Below are 26,556 nucleotides of genomic sequence, written 5' to 3'. Positions count from 1 at the left end.
AACAGCCATTCGGATTCCTTATGAAAATTCCGAATGCGCTGAAATCCCCATGGCAGCGACCGCCTGTCGGGGGCGCTGCCGAAGTTTCTAGGAAGTGTCCTCAAATTTCATGGCGCGCTACCGCAGTAAGCGGTAGCGCGAAAAACACCGTCCTGCGCGAGTCAATACGGCACCGCGCCAGCGCGCGCTCCGGCGCGATGTCGGAGCGCGGGGCCTGAACGACCGTTATCGCTTGAAGGCCAGCAGCTGGGCGCCTTCCGGCACCTGATCGCCGACGGCGTACAGCACCTCTTCGATCTCACCGTCCGCGGGGGCGCTGATGGTGTGCTCCATCTTCATCGCTTCCATCACGAGTAGCGGAGCGCCTTTCTCGACCTTCGTGCCGGCTTGCGCGAGTACGGCAATGACCTTGCCCGGCATCGGCGCCGTCAGCCGACCCTCGCCCCCTTCCTGTGCCCCGGCCTGTGCCAGCGGATCGTGCCAGCGCAGCGTCCAGGACTGACCGTCGGCGAAGACGTGCGCGGCGTCGTGTTCGAAGTCGACGTGTCCCTGAACGCGGCGATCGCCGAGCGTTACGCGATACACCCCGGCGTCGTGGGCGTAGCGATACGGATACGTCTGCCCGTCCACGGTGAGCGTGCTCGCCTGCGGTCCGCTCGTGAGGAGAACCGACAGCCGCGTCTCGCCATGATCGAAGGCGAGGGTGCGCTGGTAGTCGCCGTTCAGGCGCCAGCCGGTGGCGAGCTGCCACGGGGAGTGGTGATCGATGCTGTCCTGATACTTGCGGCGGCCGATCACGGTTTCGCGGGCCAGCTGCGCAGCGACGGCCAGTGCCAGCGTGGTTGCAGGGACCGGGGTGGCGGCCGGGAACAGCGTGTCGCGATGGCGCTCGATCAGCCCGGTGTCGAGATCGGCATTGGCGAACGGCTCGCTGGCGACCAGGCGTCCGAGGAACGCGATGTTCGTCTGCACGCCCACCACGCGATACTGGCCCAGCGCGCGGCGCATGCGCGCGAGCGCTTCGTCGCGGTCCCGACCCCACACGATCAGCTTGGCAATCATCGGATCGTAGAAGGGCGAGATGGTGTCGCCTTCGCGCACGCCAGAGTCGATGCGTACAGCGGCCGGCGTGTCGGCGCTGCCGATCTCGAACTGGACCGCTGCGGGCGGACGCAACGTGCAGAGCGTGCCCGTCGACGGCAGGAAGTTGTTATCCGGGTTTTCCGCATAGATACGGGCTTCGAGCGCATGGCCGTGAATGCGCAACGCGTCCTGCTGGCACGGCAGCGGTTCGCCGGCGGCCACGCGCAACTGCCATTCCACCAGATCGAGCCCGGTGATCATCTCCGTGACCGGATGCTCGACCTGCAGGCGCGTGTTCATCTCCATGAAGTAGAACGAGCCGTCCTGATTGGCGATGAACTCGACCGTGCCCGCACCGACATAGCCCACGGCCCGCGCAGCGTTACAAGCGGCTTCGCCCATGGCGCGGCGACGCTCGTCGGTCATGCCCGGCGCGGGGGCTTCCTCCAGAACCTTCTGGTGACGGCGCTGCACCGAGCAGTCGCGCTCGAACAGATAGACGCAGTTGCCGTGCGTGTCGGCAAATACCTGAATTTCGATATGGCGCGGACGCGTCAGATACTTCTCGACCAGCACGCGCTCGTCGCCGAAGCTGCTGGCGGCTTCTCGCTGACAAGACGTGAGCGCGGCGCGAAACGCCGAACTGTGTTCCACCACGCGCATGCCCTTGCCGCCGCCGCCCGCGCTGGCCTTGAGCAGCACGGGATAGCCGATCTCGTCGGCGCGCTCGTGCAGGAATGCGGCGTCTTGATTGTCGCCGTGGTAGCCCGGCACCAGCGGCACTGCGGCCCCTTCCATCAGGGTTTTCGCGGCGCTCTTGCTGCCCATCGCGTGAATGGCGCCGACCGGCGGGCCAATGAAGACGATGCCGGCCTCGTGACACGCGGCGGCGAAGGCTTCGTTCTCGGACAGGAAGCCGTAGCCCGGGTGGATCGCCTGGGCGCCGGTGGCCTTGGCGGCGTTGATGATGGCATCGATGCGCAGGTAGCTCTCGCGCGCGGCGGCGCCGCCCACGTGCACCGCTTCGTCGCACACGGCGACATGTTTGGCGTGCGCGTCGGCGTCGGAATAGACGGCCACCGTGCGAATGCCCAGCCGTGCGGCCGTGGCGGCCACGCGGCAGGCGATTTCGCCGCGGTTGGCGATGAGGATCTTGTCGAACATGCTGCCTCCGGAAAATGATCGATTGGGGCGGCGCCCGCACATCGCACTTCGCTTGTGACGAAGGGCCACTGCACTTGCGCCATTCTCTTTGCTATCCAACTTCGCCGCGACGTCGGATCGTCTTTTTGCGATCTCGTCGCCGTCGTGGCGGCTTAACCTGTCAACACATCCTTCAACGCCAGTCCGTCGCCGTGCCGAAAACGCTCAGTGCGTGGCGCAGGCCGTCAGACCGTAGCACTCGCCTGCGGGCTCGGCGGCGCCGAGCTTTTCCTCGGTCGACGTGTGCATGCCGAGACGCGAGAGCAACGCGCGGTCGTGTTCGGCCTGAGGGTTCTGCGTCACAAGCAGCTTCTCGCCGTAGAACATCGAGTTCGCGCCGGCGAGGAAGCACAACGATTGCAGGGCGTCGTCCATCATCTCGCGCCCGGCCGACAGCCGCACCATCGCGCGCGGCATCGTGATTCGCGCCACGGCGATCATGCGCACGAAGTCGAACGGATCGACGGCGTCGTTGTTCTCCAGCGGCGTACCTTCGACCTTCATCAGGTTGTTGATGGGCACCGATTCGGGATACGGCGACAGGTTGGCCAACTGCGCGATCAGGCCGGCGCGCTCGCGGCGCGTCTCGCCCAGGCCGACGATGCCGCCGCAGCACACCTTCAGTCCCGCGTCGCGCACGCGAGCCAACGTATCCAGGCGATCCTGATAGGTGCGCGTGGTGATGATCTGCCCGTAAAACTCGGGCGACGTGTCGAGGTTGTGGTTGTAGTAGTCGAGGCCGGCGTCGCGCAATTGCTGCGCTTGCCCGTCACGCAGCATGCCGAGCGTGACGCACGTCTCCAGGCCCAGCGCCTTGACGCTGCGCACCATCTCGCCCACCGCGTCGACCTGGTGCGGCTTCGGGCTGCGCCAGGCGGCGCCCATGCAGAAGCGGGTGGCCCCGGCGTCTCTGGCGCGCTGCGCCGCGGCGACCACTTCCTCTACCGGCATGAGCTTCTCGGCTTCCACGCCGGTGTCGTAGCGCGCCGATTGCGGGCAATAGGCGCAGTCTTCCGGGCACCCGCCGGTCTTGATCGAGAGCAGCGTCGAGAGCTGCACGGCATTGGCGTCGAAGTGTTCGCGATGCACTTGCTGTGCGCGGAAGATCAGGTCGTTGAACGGCAGTGCAAAGAGCGCCTCGATGTCGGCGACGCTCCAGGGCGTGTCGTTGCGGCGCAGGGCTTCGTCGTGGCCGTGAGCGGCGGTGTGGGCGTGAACTTGCATGATGTGATTCCTTGAATTCGGTGAGTTCGTTGATGTCGCGCGAGGGGGGACGGCGCGCTCAAGGCCGCGTCATGTCCACGAGCGGCCCGATGTCGAGATAGCCGGAGGCGGTCGCCGCATCGGGGTGCGCCAGATGCGGCACGCGCCCGAGCAGCGGCGCGGGCAAGCGCGCGGCAAGGGTGTCGATGTTTGCCGCCACGTGACGCATCTCCGGATCGACGTGATTGGCGACCCAGCCCGCCAGCGTGAGCCCGCGGGCGGTGATGGCTTCGGCGGTGAGCAGGGCGTGGTTGATGCAGCCGAGCCGCAAACCGACGACCAGGATCACCGGCAGGCCGAGCTGGCGCGCCAGCTCGGCCGTATCCGGCGCATTGGCATCGGCGCCGAGCGGCACGCGAAAGCCGCCCACGCCCTCGACGATCACCAGGTCGGCGCGTGCGGCGACACGCGCATAGCCCGCGCGGATCACGCTGCAATCGAGCGCGATGCCCTCGGCGGCGGCCGCGATGTGCGGTGCCGTGGCGTCTTTCAGTACGTAAGGGCAGTACCAGTCGTCGGGCAGCTTCAGGTTGCTTGCCTGATGCAACTGCTCGACGTCGTCGTTCACGAAGCGCCCATTGTGCTCCGAGGCGCCGGCCGCGACCGACTTGAGCCCCGCACACACCAGCCCGCGGCGACCGGCCGCGTGCAGCAATGCCGACGAGACGAGCGTCTTGCCGATCTCGGTGTCGGTGCCCGTGACAAAGAACGCGTGGCGCGCGGGCGTGGCGCGTTCGGCGGGTGTATCGAGAGGGGCGACGAGATGCGGTTCAGCCATGCGCGTGCTCCGTCCAGTCTCGGTCAAGTTGATTGATGGCGGTGGCGAGCCGGGCGACGTCGTCCGCCGTGTGCGTGGCGCAGAGCGTCAACCGCAGACGCGAGGTGCCGGGTGCGACGGTCGGCGGGCGAATGGCGGGCACCCACAGTCCCGCTTCGGCCAGCCCAGCCTGCGCGTGCAGTGCCGCGGCATTCTCGCCGAGGATGATCGGCTGCACGCCGGTGGGCGAGACCATGTGCCGCCAATGCCGCAGCGTGAGCGAGTCGCGCAGTTGGGCGATGCGCGCTTGCAGCGCGGCGCGGCGCTCGCGGCCTTCGTCGCCGGCAATCAGCGCCAGGCTCGTAAGCAGCGCGTGGGCCTGCGACGGCGCGGCGGCCGTGGTGAAGATATATGGCCGCGCACGATTGACGAGCCATTCGATGACACGCTCGTTGGCGGCGACGAATGCGCCGCCGACACCGGCGGCCTTGCCGAGCGTGCCGATGATGACAAGGTTCGGCGAGCGCAGATCGAAATGCTCGAACACGCCCCGACCCGTCTCGCCGACGACGCCGAAACCATGCGCATCGTCCACCACCAGCCACGCGTTGTGTCGTTCGGCCAGTGCAAGCAGTTGTGGCAGCGGCGCGATATCGCCGTCCATCGAGAACACGCCGTCGGTGACGATCAGCTTCGTCTCGGCGGTGCTGGCGTCGAGCAGCGCGGCCAGGGCGTCGACGTCGCCGTGCGGGTAGACGTGCGTGCGCGCCCGGGACAGACGTGCGCCATCGATCAGCGAGGCGTGATTGAGCGCTTCGGAGAAGATCTCGGCGTCCTTGTTGGCGAGCGCGGAGAGGGTCGCCAGGTTGGCCATGTACCCGGTGCAGAAATACAGCGCGCGGCCGTCGACGAGATGCGGCGACATGAACTCGGCGAGCGCGTCTTCGAGTTCCGCGTGGGCCTGCGAGTGACCGCTGATGAGGTGTGATGCGCCGCTGCCTGCGCCGTAGCGCTGCGCGCCCTCGATGAGCGCCTGGACGATCTTCGGATGCGCGGCCAGACCGAGATAGTCGTTGCTGGCGAATGCGAGTACGTCGCGGCCGTCGGCGCACACATGGGGCTGACACGGTGTGGAGACTACGCGACGGCGGCGTCGCAGATGCGCGCGGTCGATGTCGGCCAAGCCGGCGTCGAGCCGGGCGAACAGGGGATGGGTTGTCATGCGAGCACCTCCGTGCCGTGCGTCGTCGTGGCGTCGAAGGCCGCAAGCGTTTGCGCCGCAAGCCAGTCGATGGTGTCGTCGTCGAGCACGTACGGCGGCATCAGGTAGACCGTGGCCCCGATGGGGCGCAGCAGCACGCCGCGCGCCCGGGCTTCGGCGTAAAAGCGTTTCGCGAAGGCGCTGGCGGCGCCGGGGGCGTCCGGCAACACCGCATCGAACGCCCAGATCATGCCGCGATGCCGCACGTGCCTGGCCCGCGGATCATCCGCCAACGGCGCGAGTGCCTGCGTGAGGCGTTGTGCGCGAAGCACGTTGCTGGCGAGCACGTCGTCGTCGGCAAAGATGTCGAGCGTGGCGAGCGCGGCGCGGCACGCCAGCGGATTGCCGGTGTACGAGTGCGAGTGCAGGAAGCCGCGCGCGGTGTCGTCGTCGTAGAAGGCGTTGTAGATCGCGTCGCGCGAGAGCACCAGAGACAAGGGCAGATAGCCGCCGCTGATCCCCTTGGACAGCGTGAGCAGGTCGGGCCAGATGCCGGCCTGTTCGCTCGCGAAGAAGGTGCCGGTGCGTCCGCACCCGACGGCGATTTCGTCGGCGATCAGGTGCGCGCCGTGCTGGTCGCACAGCGCGCGCACGCGGCGCAGATACTCGGGGTCGTGCATGGCCATCCCGGCCGCGCATTGCACGAGCGGTTCGACGATGACGGCGGCAATGCGTCCCTCGCGCTGCGCGAGCAACGTCTCGAGGTCTGCCGCGGCGCGACGTGCGACGTCGGCGGGTGTCTCCCCGTCGCGGGCGTCGCGCGCATCGGGCGAGGCCACCACGTGGGCGTGGCGCAGCAGCGGGTCGTAGGCATCGCGAAAGAGTGCGACGTCGGTCACGGCGAGCGCCCCGAGCGTCTCCCCGTGATAGCCGTGGCGCACGCAGACGAATTCGCGCTTGTCGCTGTGGCCCTGATTGCGCCACGCGTGAAAGCTCATCTTCAGGGCGATCTCGACGGCGGACGCGCCATCGGACGCGAAGAACGCATGGCCGAGCACGCCGCCGGTCAGCGCCGACAGACGCTCGGCCAGGGCAACGACCGGTTCGTGGGTGAAGCCCGCGAGCATCGCGTGTTCGAGGCGGCCAAGCTGATCGACGAGCGCCGCGTTGATGCGCGGATTCGCGTGGCCGAACAGATTGACCCACCACGAACTGATGGCGTCGAGGTAACGCTCGCCGTCGGTATCGACGAGCCAGGGGCCTTCGCCGTGGGACAACGCCACGAGCGGCAGCTTGGCCTGTTGTTTCATCTGCGTGCAGGGGTGCCAGACCTGTCGCAGACTGCGCGCGGCGAGATCGCCGGGACCGGCGGGGGGGCGCAGAGAGGCGTCCATCGGTGACTCCTTGGTTGGCCGCGACGGACGACGTTCACAAGGCAATGTGTGCCGTCCGTTCGGCTGGCCGGTGACGGGCATTGCGCAGGGCGCTGCCGCACGGGGCCGGAGGTGGGGGGATGGACGCATGGTAGGCAAAGCGTTTTAGTAGGGCAATAGGCGGAATTGGTGCGAAAAATCGCTGTTTTGTGTGCCGTAGCAAGACGTTATCGATAAATTCGTAAAACCCGTCGATAACGTTGCGGCATCTCCGCCGTCACCCCTCCCCAAAAAATTTGTAACCGATGATGTGGCCTGACTCGCGTGCGCGGTTCAGGACGCCTCGCGCCATGCCGGCGCGCGCTTCTCGAGGAACGAGCGCACGCCTTCGCGGCCTTCGTCGGACGCACGGATCTTTGCGATGCGGTCCGCCGTGTCGGCGATGGCGCCGTCGTCGATGGCTCGACTCGCGAAGTCCTGCACGAGCCGTTTGCATTCCTTCACCGCGTTCGGGCTGTTGTCGACGAGCGCCTTGACCAGCGCCTGCACGGTGCTGTCGAGCGCCTCGGCGCTCACGACTTCATGCACGAGACCGTGACGGTGCGCGGTCGCCGCGGTGAAGCGCTCTGCCGTGAGGAAATAGCGGCGCGAAGCCGACTCGCCGAGGGCGCGAATGACATAGGGGCCGATCGTTGCCGGCATCAGGCCCAGCTTCGCCTCCGACAGGCAGAAGTGCGCGGTGTCGACCGCCACCACCATATCGGCCACGGCGGCCAGACCCACGCCCCCCGCGTACGTGTCACCCTGCACGCGAGCGATCACCGGCTTCGGGCAGCGATAGATCGTGCTCAGCATGACGGCCAGGGTCATGGCGTCGGCCCGGTTTTCGGCGTCCGAGTAGCCGGCCATCTTCTGCATCCAGTTCAGGTCGGCGCCGGCGCAGAAGGCTACGCCTTCTGCGGCGAGCACGATGGCGCGCACGTCGTCGTTCGTGGCGAGCGCGCGAAACGCGCCCGTCAGTTCCTCGATGACCGTTTCGTTGAACGCGTTGCGCACGTCCGGACGATTGAGCGTGACGGTGGCGACGTGGGCGTCGACGCTGACTTTGAGCGTGGCGAGATTCATGACGTGGAATTCCTCGATGGGCCGGTGCGGGCGGTTACATGCGGAACAGGCCGAAGCGTGTTTCGGGAATCGGCGCGTTGAGCGTGGCCGATAGCCCTAATCCGAGCACGGTGCGGGTATCCGCCGGATCGATCACACCGTCGTCCCACAGGCGGGCGCTGGCGTAGTACGGATGGCCCTGGCGCTCGTATTGATCGCGAATCGGCTGCTTGAAGGCATCCTCTTCCTCGGCGCTCCACTGGCCGCCACGGCCCTCGATGCCGTCGCGCTTGACCGTCGCGAGCACGGACGCGGCCTGCTCGCCGCCCATCACCGAGATACGGGCGTTCGGCCACATCCACAGGAAGCGCGGCGAGTAGGCCCGGCCACACATGCCGTAGTTGCCGGCGCCGAACGAGCCGCCGATGATGACCGTGAACTTCGGCACGTTCGCGGTGGCGACCGCCGTCACCATCTTCGCGCCGTGCTTGGCGATGCCCTCGTTCTCATACTTGCGCCCGACCATGAAGCCGGTGATGTTCTGCAGGAAGATCAGCGGGATCTTGCGCTGGCAGCACAGCTCGATGAAGTGCGCACCCTTCTGGGCCGACTCGGAGAACAGAATGCCGTTGTTCGCCACGATGCCGACCGGATAGCCCCACAGATGCGCGAAGCCGCACACGAGCGTGGTGCCGTAGCGCGCCTTGAATTCGTCGAACTCGGAGCCGTCGACCAGGCGCGCGATCACTTCGCGCACGTCGAACGGCTTCTTCGTGTCGGACGGAATCACGCCGTACAGGTCGCGGGCGTCGTATTTCGGCTCGACCGGCGGCTTGACCGCAACGGTGGCCGGCTTGCGACGGTTGAGATTCGCGGCGATGCTGCGCGCGATGGAAAGCGCGTGCGCATCGTTCTGCGCGAAGTGATCGACCACGCCCGACAGGCGCGTGTGGACGTCGGCACCGCCGAGGTCTTCGGCGCTCACTTCCTCGCCGGTGGCGGCTTTCACGAGCGGCGGGCCACCGAGGAAAATCGTGCCCTGTTCCTTGACGATGATCGACTCGTCGCTCATTGCGGGCACATAGGCGCCACCGGCCGTGCACGAGCCCATCACCACGGCGATTTGCGGAATGCCCTGCGCGGACATCTGCGCCTGGTTGTAGAAGATGCGCCCGAAGTGATCGCGGTCGGGGAAGACATCGTCCTGGTTCGGCAGGTTGGCGCCGCCCGAGTCGACCAGGTAGATACACGGCAGATGGTTCTGCTCGGCGATCTCCTGGGCACGCAGATGCTTCTTGACCGTCATCGGGTAATAGGTGCCGCCCTTGACCGTGGCATCGTTGCAGACGATCACGCACTCCTGGCCCGACACACGGCCGATGCCGGTGATGATGCCGGCGCCCGGGGCGTCGTCGTGATACATGCCGATGGCCGCGAGCTGCGAGAGTTCGAGAAACGGCGAGCCCGGATCGAGCAGCTGTTGCACGCGCTCGCGCGGCAGCAGCTTGCCGCGCGCGATGTGCTTCTTGCGCGCGGCCTCACCGCCTCCACCGGCCAGTTGTGCAATGCGGGCACGCAGGTCGTCGACCAGGGTCTGCATCGTGGCCGCGTTGCGTGCAAAGTCTTCGCCGCGCGGGTTGAGCTTGCTTTCAAGAATCGGCATGTGACGAAATCCGGTGGAGAGTGAGGGAGTCGTTGGAGGCGTTTCGTGGACGTGCGCCGCGGCGGGGTCAGTCGAACAGGTCGCCGTCGATGTAGCGCCAGCGGCCGTCGTCCGAGCGCTCGAAGCGGCTGCGTTCGTGCAGCCGGTGCGCTCGTCCGCCGACCTTGTAGCGGGCGACGAATTCGACTTCGGCATGCGACGCGTCGCTTTGGCGATGGGCCTTGATCTGCAGGCCAAGCCATTGCGGCGCGTCGTCGAAGTCAAGCGTGGCGGGACGCGTGCGCGCCGCCCAGGTGTCGAGCAGGTACGCGGCGTTGTGACGCACGAACGCCGTGTATCGCGAGCGCATCAGCGCTTCGGCGCTCGGCGCCATGTCGCCGTGTTCCAGGTAGCGCGCGCAGCAGTCGTCGAACGTGAGCCCGCCGCAAGGGCAGGCCTCGCGCTCGATGTCTGGCATCGTCGCGCTGCGCGACGTGAGGGGTCTTGCCATCGTGAGTCTTGCCTTGTTGTCAGATCTTGCCTTGCTTCAGACAGGCCTCGACCTGTGGGAAGTGGTCGAAGCCCCAGAACGGTTCGCCGTCCACGATCACGAACGGCGAGCCGAACACCCCGCGCGCCATCGCCAGATCGATTTCGGCCTTGAGATGGTCCTTGGCGGCGGGGGAATGCATGCCGGCGTCGAGCTTCGCGCCGTCGATGGCCAGGGCCTCGCCCAGGCGCACGAGTTCCGCCGGGTCGCCGATGTTCACGTCGTCGACGTAAAGCGCGTGGAAGATCGACTTCGCGAACTCGGCGGACAGGTCACCACCGTGATGATCCTGCACCCAGAGCACGGCGCGCTCGGCGGCTTGCGTCGGGATCGGGAAGTGCGTTGGCCGCTTGTACGCGATGCCATGAAACCGCGCGGTGCGCTCCACGTCATGCCGCAGATACGCGGTCTTGATCGGATGCTGCGTCGGTGCGCCCGTGCCGTTCACCTTATAGACGATGTCGAGCAGGATCGGATGCCACGCCACGCCACGCCCGTGTCTCGTCGCGATGTCGTCGATGCAGGTGCTCGCAAAATACCCATACGGGGATGCGAAGTCGAAATAAAAGTCGATGGCGGACGTCATGTGGGCTCCGTTTCCGAGTGACGTGTCTGGCCCGCGAATCAAAAGATGCGGCGGTGTGGCTACAGCTTGTTATTCCGTTTTGCGCCGGGCGATGCCTGCCCGGTCGCGAATTTATTTTTTCCTGCGATTACCACGCAAACGCGCTGCCGTCGTAATTGAAGAAACCCCCGTTGTGCGTGGCGCGCTCGCCCGGTGCTCGGGCGAGCACACGCCGCATGCCGGCCACGCTCGTCTGCACGTCGATGTCCGCGTTCTCGCCGCCCATGTCCGTTCGCACCCAGCCCGGATGCATTGCGACGCAGGTGGCGCGCCGCGCTTCGAGCGACGTGGCCTTGACGACCGAATTCACGGCCGCCTTGCTTGCCCGATAAAGCCAGCTGCCATTGGTCTCCATCAGGGCGATGCTCCCCATGCGACTCGAAAGAAAACCAAACGCGCCGCCGGCGGCCTCGACAAACGGCAACACGAGCGGCGCGGCCTGCATGGCGCCGAGGACATTCGTGTGGAACACGCGGTCGAACTCGGCCATGGTGATCGGCGCGAGGCCCGTGGTGCGCTCCGAATTCACGCCTGCGTTGTAGATCGCGACGTCCAGGGCCACGCCGTCGAGTTGCCACGACAGGCCGGAGAGCGACTCCACGCGCGTGACGTCGAGCTGCAACGGTTCGGCGCCCAACTCGCGCAGGGCAGCCAGACCGTCCTCATGGCGTGCCGTGGCGAAGACGCGCCAGCCCTCATCGCGATACTGCCTGACGAATTCCATGCCGATGCCGCGCGAGGCACCGATGATGAGCGCTGTTTTCATGACGTGGGATTCCTGTGGGCCAGTGCGTGAGCCTGCGCGGTCAAACGAGTTCGATGGCCATCGCCGTCGCTTCGCCGCCGCCGATACACAAGCTGGCCACGCCGCGCTTGCCGCCGGTCTGGCGCAACGCGCCGATGAGCGTGACCAGGATGCGGGCACCGGATGCGCCGATCGGGTGGCCCAGCGCGCAGGCGCCGCCGTGAATATTGACCTTCTCGTGCGGCAGGTTGAACTCGTGCATCGCGGCCATCGTGACGACCGCGAAGGCTTCGTTGATTTCATACAGGTCGACGTCGTTCGTCGACCAGCCGGTCTTCTCGAAGAGCTTGCGCATCGCGCCGACCGGCGCCGTGGTGAAGAGGCCCGGCTGTTGGGCGAATGTGGTGTGTCCGGCGATGCGCGCGAGCGGTGCGAGGCCGAGGCGTTTGGCCGTCGATTCGCGCATCAGGACCAGTGCGGCGGCACCATCCGAGATCGACGACGAATTCGCCGCCGTCACCGTGCCGTCCTTGCGGAAGGCTGCCTTGAGCGTCGGGATCTTTTCGGGGTTGGCCTTGAACGGCTGCTCGTCCTGATCGACCACCGTGTCGCCCTTGCGACCCGGTACCGTCACCGCCGCGATCTCCCACGAGAACGCGCCGTCCTTCGTGGCCTTTTGCGCGCGTTCGAGCGAGGCGATGGCAAAGGCGTCCTGAGCTTCGCGGGTGAAGGCGTAACGGTCGGCGCATTCCTCGGCGAAGGTGCCCATCAGGCGGCCCTTGTCGTAGGCGTCTTCCAGACCGTCGTAAAACATGTGGTCGATGACCTGTCCGTGCCCCATGCGCATGCCGGTGCGTGCCTTCGGCAGCAGGTAGGGGGCGTTGCTCATGCTCTCCATGCCACCGGCGACGATCACGTCGGCGCTACCGGCCGCGAGCATGTCGTGCGCGAACATGGCGGCGCGCATGCCCGATCCGCACATCTTGTTGACGGTGGTCGCCCCGGCCGCGAGCGGCAGACCGGCGCCGAGCGTGGCCTGACGCGCAGGGGCCTGACCCTGACCGGCGGGCAGCACGCAGCCCATGACCACTTCGTCGACCTGCTCGGGTTGGATCCCGGCACGTTCGACGGCGGCGCGAATGGCCGCGGCACCCAGTTGCGGTGCGGTGACATCGCCGAATACCCCTTGCAGGCCGCCCATCGGCGTGCGGGCGGCGGAAACGATAACGATCGGGTCGTGTTGCATGGCAGTCTCCTGTAATCGCTTGCGGGGCCGACGATCGTCCCTGCGGACGGGGTTCGTCAGCCCCCGAATATCCAATGCTTCAGTCCTTGCATCGTCCGCGCGCCCGGCGAGGGGTGTGTCCGGCGGGGCCGGACAACGTGGCTCGCTTAGGCGCGTGGATTGCGTAATTCGGCCATCGCGGCCACGCAGCGGTCGTAAATGCGCGGCAGGGTTTCGAGGCTGTTGACCGACATGCGCAGGTCGCGCACCAGACCGTCGCGCAGGCCGTACACCCAGCCGTGCACCGTTACGGCCTGATTGCGGGCCCACGCGTCGCGCAATACCGTCGTATGACAGATATTGACCACCTGCTCGATGGCGTTCAGTTCGCACAAACGGTCGTGACGAGCGTCGTGCGACGGCAGCGCGTCGATCTGCTCGACGTGGCGCTCGTAGACATCGCGCACGTGGCGCAGCCAGTTGTCGACGAGACCCATCTTCGCGCCGTCGAGCGCCGCGCCCACGCCGCCGCAACCGTAATGGCCGACCACCATGATGTGGCGAACCTTCAGCACTTCGACGGCGAACTGCAATACCGACAGGCAGTTCAGATCGCTGTGCACCACGACGTTCGCAATATTGCGGTGGACGAACACTTCGCCCGGCGCGAGGCCCGTAATCTGGTTGGCCGGTACGCGTGAGTCCGAGCAGCCGATCCAGAGGTACTCCGGCGTTTGCAGCTTCGACAACCGCTCGAAAAATGCGGGGTCTTCCGCGTTCACGCTGGCGACCCAGGCGCGGTTGTTATCGAGCAGATGGAGGAGAGGTTGGTCTTTGTCTTCGGTCATGATCGTGTCATCCGGTGGACGTGTCGTGTGCTGGGAGACATTGAATGCTCAAGCGGCCGCCGCGCGGGGCGGGGCGCTGGTGGCACCGTGGCCGGTGCCGTAGCGATTGACGAAACGCAGCGAGACATCGTACGGATAGAAGTCGTGCATCTGTCCGGCTCGCACCCGGTCCTGATAGTCCTGCCACAGGCCGGGGTCGAAAAAATCCGGATGATGCTGGCTCAGGGAGTGCCGCACGCGCGCGTCTCCTGTCAGGAACGTCTCGAACGTCTGCGGAAACACGTCGTGCGGGCCTACACGGTACCAGACTTCCCCCGACATCGCCTCTTCTTCGTTACGGGGTTCCGGCACTCGACGGATGTGGCAATCCGTCAGATATTCCAGTTCGTCGTAGTCGTAAAAGACCACCCGGCCGTGGCGCGTGACACCGAAATTCTTGTACAGCAGGTCGCCGGGGAAGATGTTCGCCGCCATCAGCTCCTTCACCGCGTTGCCGTACTCGCGCATGGCCTGGTCGACCTCGGCGTCCGATGCCGATTGCAGCCACAGATTGAGCGGCGTCATGCGGCGCTCGATGTAGCAGTGGCGGATCACGAGGGCGTCGCCGTCGATTTCGAGCTGCGAGGGCACTTCGCGCTGGAGTTCGGCGAGCAGGGCGTCGTCGAAGCGCGCGCGCGGGAAGGCCACGCTCGAGAACTCCAGCGTATCGGCCATCCGGCCCACGCGGTCATGCTGCTTGACCATCAGGTACTTCGCTTTCACCTGCTCGCGCGTGGTCTCCTTGGGCGGCGCGAAGCGCTCGCGAATCACTTTGAAGACATACGGATACGAGGGCAGTGTGAAAACCAGCATGACCAGCCCACGAATGCCCGGCGCGCTCACGAACAGGTCGCTCGAATGCTTCAGGTGATGCAGGAAGTCGCGGTAGAACAGGTTCTTGCCGTGTTTCTGCAGGCCGACCGACGTATAGATCTCCGCTTTCGGCTTGCCCGGCATGATCGTGCGCAGGAACTGCACGTAGGCCGACGGCACTTCCATATCGACCATGAAATACGCATGTGTGAAGCCGAACACCACACGGAGTTCGTCGCGGCGCAGCAGGGCGGCGTCGAGCGCCAGCTTGCCGTTCGCGTCGTGCACGATCGAGAGGGCGAAGGGCGTGGTCACGTCGCCGTTCACGATACGTCCCACGATATAGGCCGCCTTGTTCCGGAAGAACAGCGACGCGAGCACGTGAATCTGAAAATTCGGTGCGGGCACAAAGTCGCCGAACGTCTCGTCGAGCGCGCGCATCACGTAGCCGACGTCGCGCGCCAGATCGGCAAACGGGCGGGTGAGCTGAAAATTCGTGACGATGCGCGCGATCGTGGCCGCCATGCCGTCTTGCGCCGGGTAATAAACGCGATACGTTGGTTTTGCGGCGGGGGCGTCGTTCTCGATATACTCCGTCGCCACGGCCGGGCGAACGAAGATGAAGCGGTTGTTGAAGTACGAACGGTGCAGGATCTTGCAGCACACCGAGTTGAAAAAAGTCTCGGCCAGCTCTGGCTGACGATGCTCCGTGAGCAAGCCGATGTAGTGCAGCTTTGCCTGCTGCCAGACATCGTCGTCGAGCGACTGGGCGTCGAACTCGTCTTCCAGCGTCACGACGCATTCGCGCACGCGTTCGTCGTAATAGGCGATGCGGTCGCGCTGGAGCTTCTGGATGCCCGTGAAATCGCCCGCCTCGAAACATGCCTGCGCCGCGACGCAGACGTCGCGGAAGATGCGGTAATGCTTGTCGAAGCCGTCCAGCATCGTGCGGGCGACGTCGTAAGCAAACTGCGACGACAGGAGTTTCGGGAAGTGATTCATACCGGTCGGGACAGGCGCGGGAGCGGTCTCAGTGGATTGTAGCGCTGCTGCCTGCGCCTGAATGTCAGTCGATGTGTCGTGGGGTTACATGGTTTCCGCAAACAGCTCGCGGCCGATCAGCATGCGGCGGATTTCCGACGTGCCCGCGCCAATTTCGTAAAGCTTCGCGTCGCGCCACAGGCGCCCGACCGGGTACTCGTTGATATAACCGTTGCCGCCGAGAATCTGGATCGCTTCGCCGGCCATCCACGTCGCCTTCTCCGCCGTGTACAGAATCACCCCCGCGCAGTCCTTGCGCACCTGACGTACGTGATCGCGACCGAGCGAATCGAGCTGGCGGCCCACCGCGTAGAGATACGCGCGGCTTGCCTGCAGAATCGTGTACATGTCCGCGACCTTTCCCTGGATTAGCTGGAATTCCCCGATCGACTGGCCGAACTGCTTGCGGTCGTGGATATAGGGCACGACCACGTCCATGGCCGCCTGCATGATGCCCAGCGGGCCGCCGGCTAGTACCGCGCGCTCATAGTCCAGACCGCTCATGAGCACCTTCGTGCCGCCGCCGATCTGGCCCAGCACGTTCTCCTCGGGCACCTCCACGTTCTCGAACACCAACTCCCCGGTGTGCGAGCCGCGCATGCCGAGCTTGTCCAGCTTCTGCGCGACAGAGAATCCCTTCATGCCCCTCTCGACGAGGAAGGCCGTCATGCCGCGGGCACCGGCTTCCGGATCCGTCTTGCCGTAGACGACCAGCGTGTCGCAGTCCGGGCCGTTCGTGATCCACATCTTCGTGCCGTTGAGCACGAAACGGTCGCCGCGCTTCTCGGCGCGCAGCTTCATGCTGACCACGTCCGAGCCCGCGTTCGGTTCGCTCATCGCGAGCGCCCCGATATGCTCGCCCGACACGAGCTTCGGCAGGTACTTCGCCTTTTGCGCGGCGGTGCCATTGCGATGGATCTGGTTGACGCAAAGGTTGGAGTGCGCGCCGTACGACAGGCCGATCGACGCCGAAGCGCGAGAAATTTCCTCCATCGCGATCATGTGCGCCAGATAGCCCATGTTCGCGCCGCCGTACTCTTCCGAGACCGTCATGCCGAGCACGCCAAGGTCGCCCATCTTGCGCCACAGGTCCATCGGGAACTGGTCGGTGCGGTCCACTTCGCCTGCGCGCGGGGCGATTTCCTTGGAGGCGAAGTTCGCGACCGATTCGCGCAGCATATCGAGGTCTTCGCCGAGCATGAAATTGAGTCCGGGCAACAGGGTCATGACACAGTCTCCAGAGGGTGGCGCGTGGCCGTTAGCCCGCGCATGGGTTCGGTGGTGCGGCTAATGAGGTTGATTCGGTGAATCCGGTGAGGCGGCGCTCAGCGAGTCGCGGGAGACGACGTTGCCGAGGGACTTGCCGACAGCACGAAAAGCGTTTGCTGCATCAGTGCGCAAAGCGTCCATTGGCCGTCGTCGACGACGTACAGTTCGGCGGTGGCGACGATCAGCGTGCGACCGGCTTTCACGACCTGGCCGCGTCCGATCAGTGTATCGCCCTTGCCGGGGGCGAGAATGTTCAGTTTGTATTCGGCGGTGACCAGTTCCTGGTCCGGCGAGATGCGGGTGTAGCCTGCGTAGCCGCCGGCCGAGTCAGCGATGGCGCCGATCACACCACCGTGGAAATAACCGTGCTGTTGGTTGACCTTGTCCGAGAACGGCAACGAGATTTCGCAGTGGCCATCGGCAAGATGCGAGAGACGCGCACCCCAATGCGTCATGACGCCCTGTTTGTCGAAGCTGGCGCGGATCTTTGCGGCGACGGCGTCGTCGAGCGGTGCAGCGTGAGAGACAGGGAGGTTGGCCATGATCGGAGTGGAAGTACGGACAAAGCCGAGTGCCTGGATATTACTTTACGTTTACGTAAACGTAAAGTAAGGGCTTTCCAGCATCGAAAGCACGAAGGTCGGCCGGGCGGGACGGCGACCCCGGGGCAGGACGCAGGGCGAGGCGGGTTGAGGCGGGGCGGGGCAGTAGGTGGTTGAAACCGAGGTCGACGCCGAGGCCGAAACAGAAGTCGAAACCGAAGCCGAAATCTGACGAATCAGTGCGACACAGCGGTCGTTTTCGACTGTCGAGCGACGTCGGCGGGGGCGGCTTCACCGGCGGCCTCGAGCAGCGCGAGGCATTGGGCTTCGTGTTGCGCAACCTCGTCGAGCGTGGCGTGAAGGTCTTCGAGTTGCTGCTCAAGCACCTGCCGATGCTGGGACAGCGTTTCGAGGAACACGCGAAGCTGGGACACCGTATCCTTGGGCGACGCGTAGAGATCGAGAATCGACTTGATCTCCGAGAGCGTGAGTCCGAGACGTTTGCCGCGCAGTGTCAATTTCAGACGCGTGCGATCCTGCCCGGTGTAGACGCGGTGGCGCCCGCCGGGACCTTCGCGAGCCGGTGTGAGCAGACCCTGATCCTCGTAGAAACGGATCGCACGGGGCGTAATGTCGAACTCGCGGGCAAGCTCGGTAATCGTATATGTGAGCATCGGGTTAAGCAGGTGCTTACCATTGCAGATAGAATTGCCGTTTACGTTAGCGTCAAGTTGCTTCCTATGCAATCGGTGACGGCGTTAACCGACAACGACAGAACAAGTCCATCTGGAGCCTGGCCCTCGTGAATGCCCTTGAACAACAACTGAATTACCCCCTCGGAGAATTCTTGCCGGAAGGCGGCACCGTGCACGAAGTGGCGCCGGGCGTCTTCTGGGTGCGCATGCCGCTGCCGTTCGTGCTCGATCACATCAACCTGTGGTTGCTGCGCGACGATATCGATGGCGTCAAAGGCTGGACCATCGTCGATTGCGGCATCACCCATCCGCAGATCAAGGCCTATTGGGAACAAGTGTTCGAGAACGCGCTCGGCGGCGAGCCGGTTCTGCGTGTCGTCGTCACGCATTGCCACCCCGATCACCTCGGCCTCGCGCACTGGATCTGCAAAGGCGGTGACAAACCCCGCTGGTCAGCCCGGCTCGCCATGTCGCAGGGCGACTACGCGTGGGGCCGCCTCATGTCGGAGGCCGTCAACAACAACGCCGCCAATGCCGGCGGCGAGTTCGCCGTGGCGCACTTTATTTCGCATGGACTCGCCGATGAGGCCATGATCGACCAGATCCGCCACCGCAAGACCTACTTCAGCGACCTCGTGCCCGAAGTGCCTTCGCGCTTCTTCCGCTTGCGCGACGGCGAGGCCCTGCGCATCGGCGGCAGCGACTGGCGTTTGATCGCGGGTTACGGCCACTCGCCCGAGCACATGGCGCTGTACTCCGAACAGCACAACGTGCTCATCTCCGGCGACATGGTGCTGCCGCGTATCTCGACCAACGTCAGCGTCTTCGACATCGAACCCGAAGCCAACTCGCTGCAACTGTTCCTTGACTCGCTCGGTGTCTACCTCGATCTGCCCGCCGATTGTCTCGTGCTGCCCTCGCATGGCCGGCCGTTCACGGGACTGCACACCCGTATCGGCCAACTGCGCGATCACCATACCGCACGGCTGCAGGAAGTGCGCGACGCCTGCGCCCGGTCGCCCCAAAGCGCGGGCGATATCGTGCCGATCATGTTCCATCGCAAGCTCGATGCGCACCAGACCACCTTCGCGATGGGCGAAGCGCTGGCGCACCTGCACATGCTCTGGCGCGCAGGGGAACTCAAGCGTGAGTGCGATGCGAAGGGCGTCTGGCGCTTCTCGCCTGTTTGAGCGGACCTGCACGACGACCTGCCTTCGCGGCAGGTGCGAGCGGTAGGCATGAGCGTCGCGTATGAGCGGCCGACCGGATCCGGTTGGCCACAAAACAATGCCCCGGTGACCGAATCAGGTCGCCGGGGCATTGCGTTTGCGCTCGTGCTTGTAGCGTCGTGTGCGACGTCAGGCGTGTTGCGGCGATGCCGGCACTTGCCGGCCATCGCGGCCTAGCAAACCATACGTCACCAAGCTGATCGCCACCGTCATCAGAATGTAATAGGCGGGGGCCAGTGGGTTCTGCGTCGCCTTGATCAGATAGGTGATCCAGAACGGCGCGAGACCGCCAAACAGCATCACCGAGACGTTGTACAGAATCGAGACGCCCGTCGAGCGCACGCCGACCGGGAACACCTCGGTGACCGCCGTCGGGAACGCGCCCCACACGAAACCCATGCAGACGGCCGGCAGAATCTGCGCGAGCAGCAGATTGCCCATCGACGGCGCCCCATGCAGCCGGGTGAACATCCAGAACGACGTCAGACCGTAGAGCAGCACGAACAGCAGAATCAGCGGCTTGCGGCCCACGCGATCCGAAATCCAGCCCGTGAGCGGGCACAGCGCGGCGATCAACATGGCGGCGATGAACGTCGACAGGCTCGCGGCGCCCTGCGTCAATCCCAACTGCTTGACCGCGTAGATCGGCGTGTAGATCAGTGTTACGTAGAACGATGTCGTGGCAGCGACCGTCAGGCCGAAGCCGGCGATGAGTGCGCGATAGTGATGCGAGAAGACGTCGGCGAGCGGCGTGCGGCGGGTCGGTGCACGCGCGGCCGCGTAGGCCAGAAACTCCGGCGATTCGGTCATGCGACGTCGAATATAAAAGCCCACCGGACCGATCAGAATCCCGAACAGAAACGGAAGACGCCAGCCCCTCGATTCCAGCGCCTCCTGGGTGAGCGACGTGTTGAGCACATACGCGCACAGCCCGGCGAACGCGACGGCCAGTGCTTGCGAGCACATCTGGAAACTGCCGTAGAAGCCGCGCAAGTGGGGCGGCGAGAACTCGATGAGCATGGCCGTCGAGCCGCCGAATTCCCCGCCGGCCGAGAAACCTTGAATGACGCGCGCCAGCAGGATAAGCAGCGGCGCGGCGAAGCCGATTGCCGCGTACGTCGGCGCAATGCCGATCAGGCCCGTGCCCAGCGCCATGAGCAGCACCATGACCGAGAGCGCCGACTTGCGCCCCGCTCGATCGGCGTACATACCGAACGCGAGCCCGCCGATGGGACGGAAGAAGAACGCTACGCCAAGCGACGCCACACTGGCGAGGAGCGAGTTCGTATCGTTTGCCGCAGGGAAGAAGAGTTTCGCGATGATGACCGCGAAGAGACCGTAGACCGTAAAGTCGAACCACTCGAATGCATTGCCCAGCGTGGAACCGATCACCGCTTTGCGTCGCAGCGCCGGATCGATGACTGGCGCGCCGGTGGGGGTTGCCTGCATATGCCTCTCCTGCTTGGTGGGGCGTGCCGCAGTCGGATCGGTATGCTAACGTCCGTCCGCTCGCTGACGGCAAGACCGGTTTAACGTCGTGTGTACCTCTATCGAAGTTACACGAGCACTCTAGCGCAGGTTCGCAATGCACCACAACGGTTCAATAATCCGCGCTGCCACGACGGCCGGCGGCGTGTTCCAAGGGAGAAACGCGGGCGTGTCGGACTATCGATTCCCGCGGCTGCCTTTCCACCGATAGTCTCGTTGACCGACCCATTCCCACGTGCCGGTGTAGGGGTTGAACTCGTAGCCTTCCCGATATTCGCTGGTGTAGCAGCCGCCCTTCTGCAAATAGCATTTCTCGCTCAGGAAGTGAGCAGCATCGCGCGACGTGCGTGGTCGCGCTTGCGGCACGACGATATAGGGCTGCGCGGGCGCGATGACGACGGGCGGTCGCGGTGCAATGATGACGGGGGCGGGCGCGATGATGGTGGGCGCCGGCGTCACGATCACCGGTGCAGGGGCGACGATCATGGGGGCCGGCGCGACGAGGATCGGGGCGGGGCGGATGTACGATTCGGGCGGACCGACGATTTGCCAGTTGCCGGGATCCAACGCCGCGCACCCGGAAACCATCAGGGCGAGCGGCAGGCTAAGGATGAGGGCGATGCGCCGATGAAGCGCGACGCCGCGATTGGGGCAAGCGCGTGACGCGGCTTGCGTTGACATGGCGTTCATGGGGACGTCGCGCGTTAGGGATTCGGAGCAATGTAACGCGTGACATTCAGCTTCCCCCGGTTTCACCCTTGGATTTGGGGGATATCCCTGCGTTGGCCGCTATTTGGGGCCTGTTGAGGGATCGTCCGGCGGCTGGCCGGTGTCGGCCGAGGCGTCGTCGTGCGCTTTGCGCTCGGACAACCGTGGCTTTCGCGGCGCACGGGCGAAGAGCATGTCGTAAAGCCAACGCGGCAGGCATCGCATGACGCAGGCCACCACGCCCATCGGCCACGGCAGCACCACGAAGCGCTTGCGTCGAGCGATCGCCGCGGCCGCCTTGCGCGCGAACGTGTCCGAGGACATCAGGAACGGCATCGGGAACGGATTGCCGTCGGTCATGGGGGTGCGAATGTAGCCCGGTGCAATCGTCACGACCGCGACCTTGGCGGCGCGCAATTCCACTCGCAGGCTTTCGAGGTATGTCATCGCGGCGGCCTTCGACGCACTGTAGGCCCCGTGCCCCGGCAGACCGCGCACGCCGGCCACGCTGCCGATGCCCACGAGCGTGCCGTGTTTGCGTTCGCGCATCGGTGCCACGAAGGGGCTGAACGTGGCGACCATCGCCAGCCAGTTGGTGTCCATGACCGACGCGAAGTGCGGCAGATCGGCCACGTCTTCGGTCGTCACGCCGTGGCTGATGCCGGCATTGGCGATGACGATGTCCGGCACGCCGTGACGCGCCATGAAGTCGTCGGCCGCCGCGCGCAACGCGAGGGCGTCACGCACGTCCAGCGCATAGCTATGTACGGCATGCGGATGGGGGAGCGAGGCGGCCAGATCGGCGAGCTTGTCGCCGCGTCGGCCCACCAGCCCCAGGATGGCGCCCTGCGCGGCGTAGTGGCGCGCGAGCGCTTCGCCCAATCCGCTCGAGGCGCCGGTGATAAAGACCTTCGGTGATGTCGTGTGTGTTGCCATCTCATGCAAAAGCCCGGCCGGGGCCGGGCTGGGAGAGCGGCGAAGCTTACAGCTTCTTCGCGCGGATCTGGTTGATGATGGCGTCGGCCGTCTTGAGCGCCGCATCGAACGTTTGCTGCTCGGTCGTGGCCGGCTTGCCGGCCTTTTGCAGGGCGTCGCCCGAGGTGGCCGGCGAGACCAGGTACTTGCCCTGGATCGCGATCGTCGGCACGCCGTCGATCTTGTAGTCCTGCCACGTCCTGTTGGCCGTCTTCACGCTGGCCTGGGTCGAGAAGCCGTTATAGGCGTCGAGATACTTCTGCTTGTCGATGCCGAACTGCGTGAGGAAGTCGGCCTGCGTTTGCGCCGTCAGCAGATAGTTGTGCTTGACGTGGATCTCGTTGAAGACCTTCGGCGTGAGTTCGGCTTCGCGGCCCAGCGCGTGCAGCGCGTAGAACATACGCGTGTGCGGCTCGAAGCGGTCCTGGAAGGCGACCGGCACGCGCTTGAACACGACATCCTTGCCTTGCTTCTTCACCCACGCTTCCAGCGACGGTTCGAGCGCATTGCAGTGCGGGCAGCCGTACCAGAAGAATTCGGTGACTTCGATTTTGCCCGCGCCGGCCGACGTGGGCTGTGCTTGCGGCAACACCAGGTAATCGGTTCCCGCAACCGGGGCTTCCGGCGAGGCCGAGGCGGCGCCGCAAAGGAAACCGAAAGACAGCAGAACGGTACCAAGAAGTTTTTTCATGATCGTTGTTGAGGAGTGAGGCAGACGCGCCAGCCATCGGTTGGCCGGCGTGCCTGCGAAACCATATCCCGGATTCAGACAGATAAGCTAGTGCGTATGACCAGCGCCGCGCTGCCGGGTTCAACCTCCCGGCAACCCCCGGCGTTTCCCGAACGATGCCGCCGGTGAACCATGCATTCCGCGTGGGCGCGACGCGGTGCCGGGCGACGAAACAAAAGGCGTTGCCCTCATCGAGCAACGCCTTTTGCGTTTATTGCTTCGTGAAGCGGATGACGGCCGTGTCGTAGCCACCATCCTGCAGGCGCTGACGCACATGGTTCATCTCGTCGAGCTTGCCATACGGGCCGAGGCGCACTCGGTAGAGCGTCAGGCCGTTGGCGTCGCGCTGCGTGACTTTCGCCTCGAAGCCCGAGAGCGCCAACTTGGCGCGCAGTTGCTCGGCGTCGCTCTGCGACTTGAATGCGCCAACTTGCAGGTAGTAACCCGTGTTGGCGGTGTCCGTCGCGCTGGCGGGCGGCGTGGTCTGCGGCGCGACCGGCACCGTCGACTTGCCGCTGAGAATGTCGGCGGGCGACGGCTTCGTCGGAGCCGGTGCCGTGGGCGCAGACGCGGTGGGCGACGTGACCGGTGTGCCGGGTACGAGCGGCGACGTCACGGCCTGCGAGGCCGACTCCGGCCCGGCCACGGCCGACGCGGCGCCCGGCAGCGGCGTGCGCGGCTGCAGCGACTTGTTCGGATCGGGCGCTTGCGCGGCCGGTGAGTTATCGGCCGGGCGCGGCGGCGTCTTTTCGACGAATGGGGTCGGCGTCTTCGTGATGTAGAGCGCAACGACGACGGCAACGGCCAGCCCAACGATCAGGCCGAGCACGATGCCCAGAAAAGTACCGCCCCGCTGGCGGGGAGGCCGACGTGTGTTTGCCATCGAGTCGATTCCGTCCTTACAGAGTTCCGATGCGTTTGCCGTTCGGAAGGGTTGGATAACTGGGGCTTACATCTTGGCCGGGGTCGACACGCCCAGCACGGCAAGACCGTTGCGCAGCACCTGACGCGTGGCCGCCAGCAGCGCCAGACGCGCGTGCTTGACAGTCTCGTCGTCGACCAGCACGCGATCGGCGTTGTAGAAGGAGTGGAACGCCCCCGCCAGATCCCGCAGATAAAAGGCCACGGCGTGCGGTGCAAGTTCCTCGGCCGCGCGCGTGAGCATGTCCGGGTATTCGGCGAGCAGTTGCAGCAGCGCGAGCGCGCGTTCACTGTCGAGCGGCGCGAGGTCGGTGTGGGCCAGACGGGCGTCGTCGCCGCCCCATTGCGTGAGGATCGAGCAGATGCGGGCGTGCGCATACTGCACGTAGTACACCGGGTTCTCGTCGTTCTGCTTGAGCGCGAGATCCACGTCGAACACGAATTCGGTGTCCGCCTTGCGCGAAATTAGGAAGAAGCGCACGGCGTCGCGGCCACGGCGCAGGGCGGCTTCACGCTCGGCCGGATCCGTGACCGGGGTTTCGGCCGTGATGCCGCCCGACCACTCGATCAGGTCGCGCACGGTCACATAGCTGCCCGCGCGCTTGGAGATCTTCACCTCTTCGCCGTGGCGCATGACGGTGACCATCTTGTGCAGCACGTAGTCGGGATAGCCCGTCGGAATACCGATGCCCAGGGCCTGCAACCCCGCGCGCACGCGGGCGATAGTGCCGTGGTGGTCCGACCCCTGCACGTTGATGACTTGATGGAAGCCGCGCGCCCACTTGCGGGTGTGATAGGCAACGTCCGGCACGAAGTATGTGTACGTGCCATCGGACTTGCGCATCACGCGGTCCTTGTCGTCGCCGTAATCGGTGGTGCGCAGCCACAGCGCGCCGTCCTGCTCGTACGTCACGCCCGCGTCGACGAGCGCCTGCACCGTTCGCTCGACACTGCCGTCGGCGTAGAGCGACGACTCGAGGTAGTACTGATCGAAGCGCACACCGAAGGTCTGCAGATCGATGTCCTGCTCGCGGCGCAGATAGGCCACCGCGAACGCGCGGATCGAATCGATGTCCTCGATGTCGCCGCTGCCGGTGACAGGGGCACCGTCGGACGCCTGCACGGTCTTGCGTGCGAGGAAGTCTTGCGCGATATCGCCGATGTAGTCGCCGTTGTAGGCCGACTCCGGCCACTCGGCGTCGCCCGGCTTGAGGCCGCGCGCGCGCGCCTGCACCGAGGTGGCGAGCGTCTGAATCTGCACGCCGGCGTCGTTGTAATAGAACTCGCGATGGACCGGATGGCCTTGTGTGCCCAGCAGCGCCGAGATCGTGTCGCCGAGCGCGGCCTGACGGCCGTGACCCACGTGCAGCGGTCCGGTCGGGTTGGCCGAGACGAACTCGACGAGCACCGGCGCGTCGTCATGGCGGACGGCGCAGTGGCCGAAGGCGGCGCCTTCGGTCAGGATCGCGCGCGCCACCGACTGCTTCGCGGCGTTGGCCAGGCGCAGGTTGATGAAGCCGGGACCGGCGATCTCGACCGCGTCGACGAGTCCGCTCGCGCGGGCGTCGGCGAGGAGGGCATCGGCAATCTTCTGGGCCAGCTCGCGCGGATTGGCGCGCAGCGGCTTCGCGAGTTGCATCGCTACGTTGCAGGCCAGATCGCCATGCGCGGCGACTTTCGGGCGTTCGAGCAGGATGGTCGGCAAGGCCGGCGCATTTTGCGCGTGGGTCGCAGTGCCGTCTGCGGGCATCAGACCGGCGACGACGTCGCCGATCAGCGCGACGAGAGCATTCTTTTGTGCGGGTAGCATTGGCGGGTGTTTCGGGTGCGTCCGGACGCGTCCGGACAGGCAATTGAATCGTCAGCACCGGATTTTAACAGGTGTATGATGAAGTCACGGTGCCCGCTGATCCCACGCGTTGCGTGACGTGCGTTTGGGGCGGCGGTGGGGACAACGCTAATAGGGAGACAAACATGCTGGTAACGTTCAAGTCGCACGCTTCGCCCACGATCACCATGCTGGAAAATCTCGCGCAGTTTCTGCTCGGGTTGGTCGGCAAGAAGCTTGGCGAGCGCGGTGCCATCGGCGAGGACGAAATGGGTGAGGCCATCGCGAAGCTGGAAGCCGCCATCGCGGAAGACAATGCCGTCGCGAAGAAGGAAAACGAAGGCAAGAAGTCCGGCGAACGAGAAGAAGAGGATCGTGTGCGTCTGGCGCAACGGGCGTATCCGCTGCTCGATATGCTGCGGGAGTCCCGCAAGGAAAACGTCGCCGTGATGTGGGAGACTGGCCGCCGTTAAGCGGTCGACGGCAACTGCAGGCCCTCGCAGACAGCGCGAGGCAGGTTACGCCCCTCGTCCGGCACGACGCGCCCCTCGTCTGAGCGCGTCGCTCGCCAACCCCTCTCGCTTTCGCGTGAGTTCCCCGTCCCGGAATCTGCAACTTTCAGTGCCAGCGATCGATACCGTGACGCGCTGACATGCGCC

Annotated in this window: 23 protein-coding genes and 1 pseudogene; 2 read left to right on the top strand and 22 right to left on the bottom strand. The window is 65.4% G+C overall.

Features of this window, described 5'->3' with window-relative positions:
* Positions 1-225: 225 nt before the first annotated feature.
* From PSO31014_RS07015 to PSO31014_RS06940, 16 genes and pseudogenes are all read right to left on the bottom strand, one after another.
* Complete coding sequence (locus PSO31014_RS07015; protein ID WP_150550949.1) at positions 226-2,247, bottom strand: acetyl/propionyl/methylcrotonyl-CoA carboxylase subunit alpha; 2,022 nt, start codon at positions 2,245-2,247, stop codon at positions 226-228.
* Positions 2,248-2,451: 204 nt separating this feature from the next.
* Positions 2,452-3,453: pseudogene (gene bioB, locus PSO31014_RS07010) on the bottom strand (biotin synthase BioB); the annotation flags it as partial.
* A 115-nt stretch (positions 3,454-3,568) separates the two neighbouring features.
* Positions 3,569-4,327: a dethiobiotin synthase gene (bioD, locus tag PSO31014_RS07005; protein WP_150550947.1), complete on the bottom strand. Its 759-nt coding sequence runs from the start codon at positions 4,325-4,327 to the stop codon at positions 3,569-3,571.
* On the bottom strand, positions 4,320-5,528 hold the full coding sequence (gene bioF / locus PSO31014_RS07000) for an 8-amino-7-oxononanoate synthase (RefSeq protein ID WP_150550946.1): 1,209 nt from the start codon (positions 5,526-5,528) through the stop codon (positions 4,320-4,322). The genes bioD and bioF overlap by 8 nt, the downstream gene beginning before the upstream one ends.
* Positions 5,525-6,901: an adenosylmethionine--8-amino-7-oxononanoate transaminase gene (gene bioA, locus PSO31014_RS06995; protein ID WP_150550945.1), complete on the bottom strand. Its 1,377-nt coding sequence runs from the start codon at positions 6,899-6,901 to the stop codon at positions 5,525-5,527. The genes bioF and bioA overlap by 4 nt, the downstream gene beginning before the upstream one ends.
* A 312-nt stretch (positions 6,902-7,213) precedes the next feature.
* Complete coding sequence (locus tag PSO31014_RS06990; protein ID WP_150550944.1) at positions 7,214-8,005, bottom strand: enoyl-CoA hydratase/isomerase family protein; 792 nt, start codon at positions 8,003-8,005, stop codon at positions 7,214-7,216.
* Between the two features lie 34 nt (positions 8,006-8,039).
* A complete protein-coding gene (locus PSO31014_RS06985) occupies positions 8,040-9,647 on the bottom strand; it encodes a carboxyl transferase domain-containing protein (protein ID WP_017231715.1) in 1,608 nt (535 codons plus the stop codon).
* 67 nt (positions 9,648-9,714) lie between these two features.
* Entirely contained in the window at positions 9,715-10,137 is a 423-nt protein-coding gene (locus PSO31014_RS06980) for a YchJ family protein (protein WP_425494854.1), read from the bottom strand.
* A 19-nt stretch (positions 10,138-10,156) separates the two neighbouring features.
* Positions 10,157-10,762, bottom strand: a complete 606-nt coding sequence (locus tag PSO31014_RS06975; RefSeq protein ID WP_150550943.1) for a 2-hydroxychromene-2-carboxylate isomerase — start codon at positions 10,760-10,762, stop codon at positions 10,157-10,159.
* Positions 10,763-10,889: 127 nt separating this feature from the next.
* Complete coding sequence (locus tag PSO31014_RS06970) at positions 10,890-11,567, bottom strand: SDR family oxidoreductase (RefSeq protein WP_150550942.1); 678 nt, start codon at positions 11,565-11,567, stop codon at positions 10,890-10,892.
* Between the two features lie 40 nt (positions 11,568-11,607).
* Positions 11,608-12,792, bottom strand: a complete 1,185-nt coding sequence (locus tag PSO31014_RS06965; RefSeq protein WP_150550941.1) for an acetyl-CoA C-acetyltransferase — start codon at positions 12,790-12,792, stop codon at positions 11,608-11,610.
* A gap of 146 nt (positions 12,793-12,938) precedes the next feature.
* Entirely contained in the window at positions 12,939-13,619 is a 681-nt protein-coding gene (gene can / locus PSO31014_RS06960; RefSeq protein ID WP_150550940.1) for a carbonate dehydratase, read from the bottom strand.
* 48 nt (positions 13,620-13,667) lie between these two features.
* On the bottom strand, positions 13,668-15,473 hold the full coding sequence (aceK, locus tag PSO31014_RS06955; RefSeq protein WP_150550939.1) for a bifunctional isocitrate dehydrogenase kinase/phosphatase: 1,806 nt from the start codon (positions 15,471-15,473) through the stop codon (positions 13,668-13,670).
* Between the two features lie 84 nt (positions 15,474-15,557).
* Positions 15,558-16,739, bottom strand: a complete 1,182-nt coding sequence (locus PSO31014_RS06950) for an isovaleryl-CoA dehydrogenase (protein WP_150550938.1) — start codon at positions 16,737-16,739, stop codon at positions 15,558-15,560.
* Positions 16,740-16,837: 98 nt separating this feature from the next.
* Entirely contained in the window at positions 16,838-17,323 is a 486-nt protein-coding gene (locus PSO31014_RS06945) for a PaaI family thioesterase (RefSeq protein WP_150550937.1), read from the bottom strand.
* A gap of 236 nt (positions 17,324-17,559) precedes the next feature.
* The gene (locus PSO31014_RS06940; RefSeq protein ID WP_150550936.1) at positions 17,560-17,997 is read right to left on the bottom strand and encodes a MerR family transcriptional regulator; all 438 of its coding nucleotides are present in this window, start codon (positions 17,995-17,997) and stop codon (positions 17,560-17,562) included.
* Between the two features lie 128 nt (positions 17,998-18,125).
* On the opposite strand from PSO31014_RS06940, the gene PSO31014_RS06935 reads away from it, so the two are divergent.
* Positions 18,126-19,208 carry an MBL fold metallo-hydrolase gene (locus PSO31014_RS06935; RefSeq protein ID WP_150550935.1) on the top strand — a complete coding sequence of 361 codons (1,083 nt, stop codon included), beginning with the start codon at positions 18,126-18,128 and terminating at the stop codon, positions 19,206-19,208.
* A gap of 168 nt (positions 19,209-19,376) precedes the next feature.
* On the opposite strand, the gene PSO31014_RS06930 is transcribed toward PSO31014_RS06935, so the two are convergent.
* The 6 genes from PSO31014_RS06930 to argS form a co-directional block, all read right to left on the bottom strand.
* The gene (locus PSO31014_RS06930) at positions 19,377-20,696 is read right to left on the bottom strand and encodes an MFS transporter (RefSeq protein ID WP_150550934.1); all 1,320 of its coding nucleotides are present in this window, start codon (positions 20,694-20,696) and stop codon (positions 19,377-19,379) included.
* A 216-nt stretch (positions 20,697-20,912) separates the two neighbouring features.
* A complete protein-coding gene (locus tag PSO31014_RS06925; RefSeq protein ID WP_246176455.1) occupies positions 20,913-21,425 on the bottom strand; it encodes a hypothetical protein in 513 nt (170 codons plus the stop codon).
* A gap of 99 nt (positions 21,426-21,524) precedes the next feature.
* Positions 21,525-22,379 carry an SDR family oxidoreductase gene (locus tag PSO31014_RS06920; RefSeq protein WP_150550933.1) on the bottom strand — a complete coding sequence of 285 codons (855 nt, stop codon included), beginning with the start codon at positions 22,377-22,379 and terminating at the stop codon, positions 21,525-21,527.
* Positions 22,380-22,425: 46 nt separating this feature from the next.
* Positions 22,426-23,109: a thiol:disulfide interchange protein DsbA/DsbL gene (locus PSO31014_RS06915; RefSeq protein ID WP_130024693.1), complete on the bottom strand. Its 684-nt coding sequence runs from the start codon at positions 23,107-23,109 to the stop codon at positions 22,426-22,428.
* Between the two features lie 250 nt (positions 23,110-23,359).
* Complete coding sequence (locus PSO31014_RS06910; RefSeq protein WP_150550932.1) at positions 23,360-24,031, bottom strand: SPOR domain-containing protein; 672 nt, start codon at positions 24,029-24,031, stop codon at positions 23,360-23,362.
* 66 nt (positions 24,032-24,097) lie between these two features.
* The gene (gene argS, locus PSO31014_RS06905; RefSeq protein WP_425494860.1) at positions 24,098-25,819 is read right to left on the bottom strand and encodes an arginine--tRNA ligase; all 1,722 of its coding nucleotides are present in this window, start codon (positions 25,817-25,819) and stop codon (positions 24,098-24,100) included.
* Positions 25,820-26,043: 224 nt separating this feature from the next.
* Here argS and PSO31014_RS06900 point away from each other — a divergent pair, with 224 nt between their 5' ends.
* Positions 26,044-26,370 (top strand): DUF1840 domain-containing protein, encoded by a 327-nt coding sequence (locus PSO31014_RS06900; RefSeq protein WP_150550930.1) that lies wholly within the window; start codon positions 26,044-26,046, stop codon positions 26,368-26,370.
* The last annotated feature ends 186 nt before the right edge of the window (positions 26,371-26,556 follow it).

This window comes from Pandoraea soli, from assembly GCF_902459595.1.
Taxonomy (GTDB): domain Bacteria; phylum Pseudomonadota; class Gammaproteobacteria; order Burkholderiales; family Burkholderiaceae; genus Pandoraea; species Pandoraea cepalis.
The sequence above is the reverse complement of the archived record's forward strand: the minus strand, read 5'-3'. Positions and strand labels throughout refer to the sequence as shown.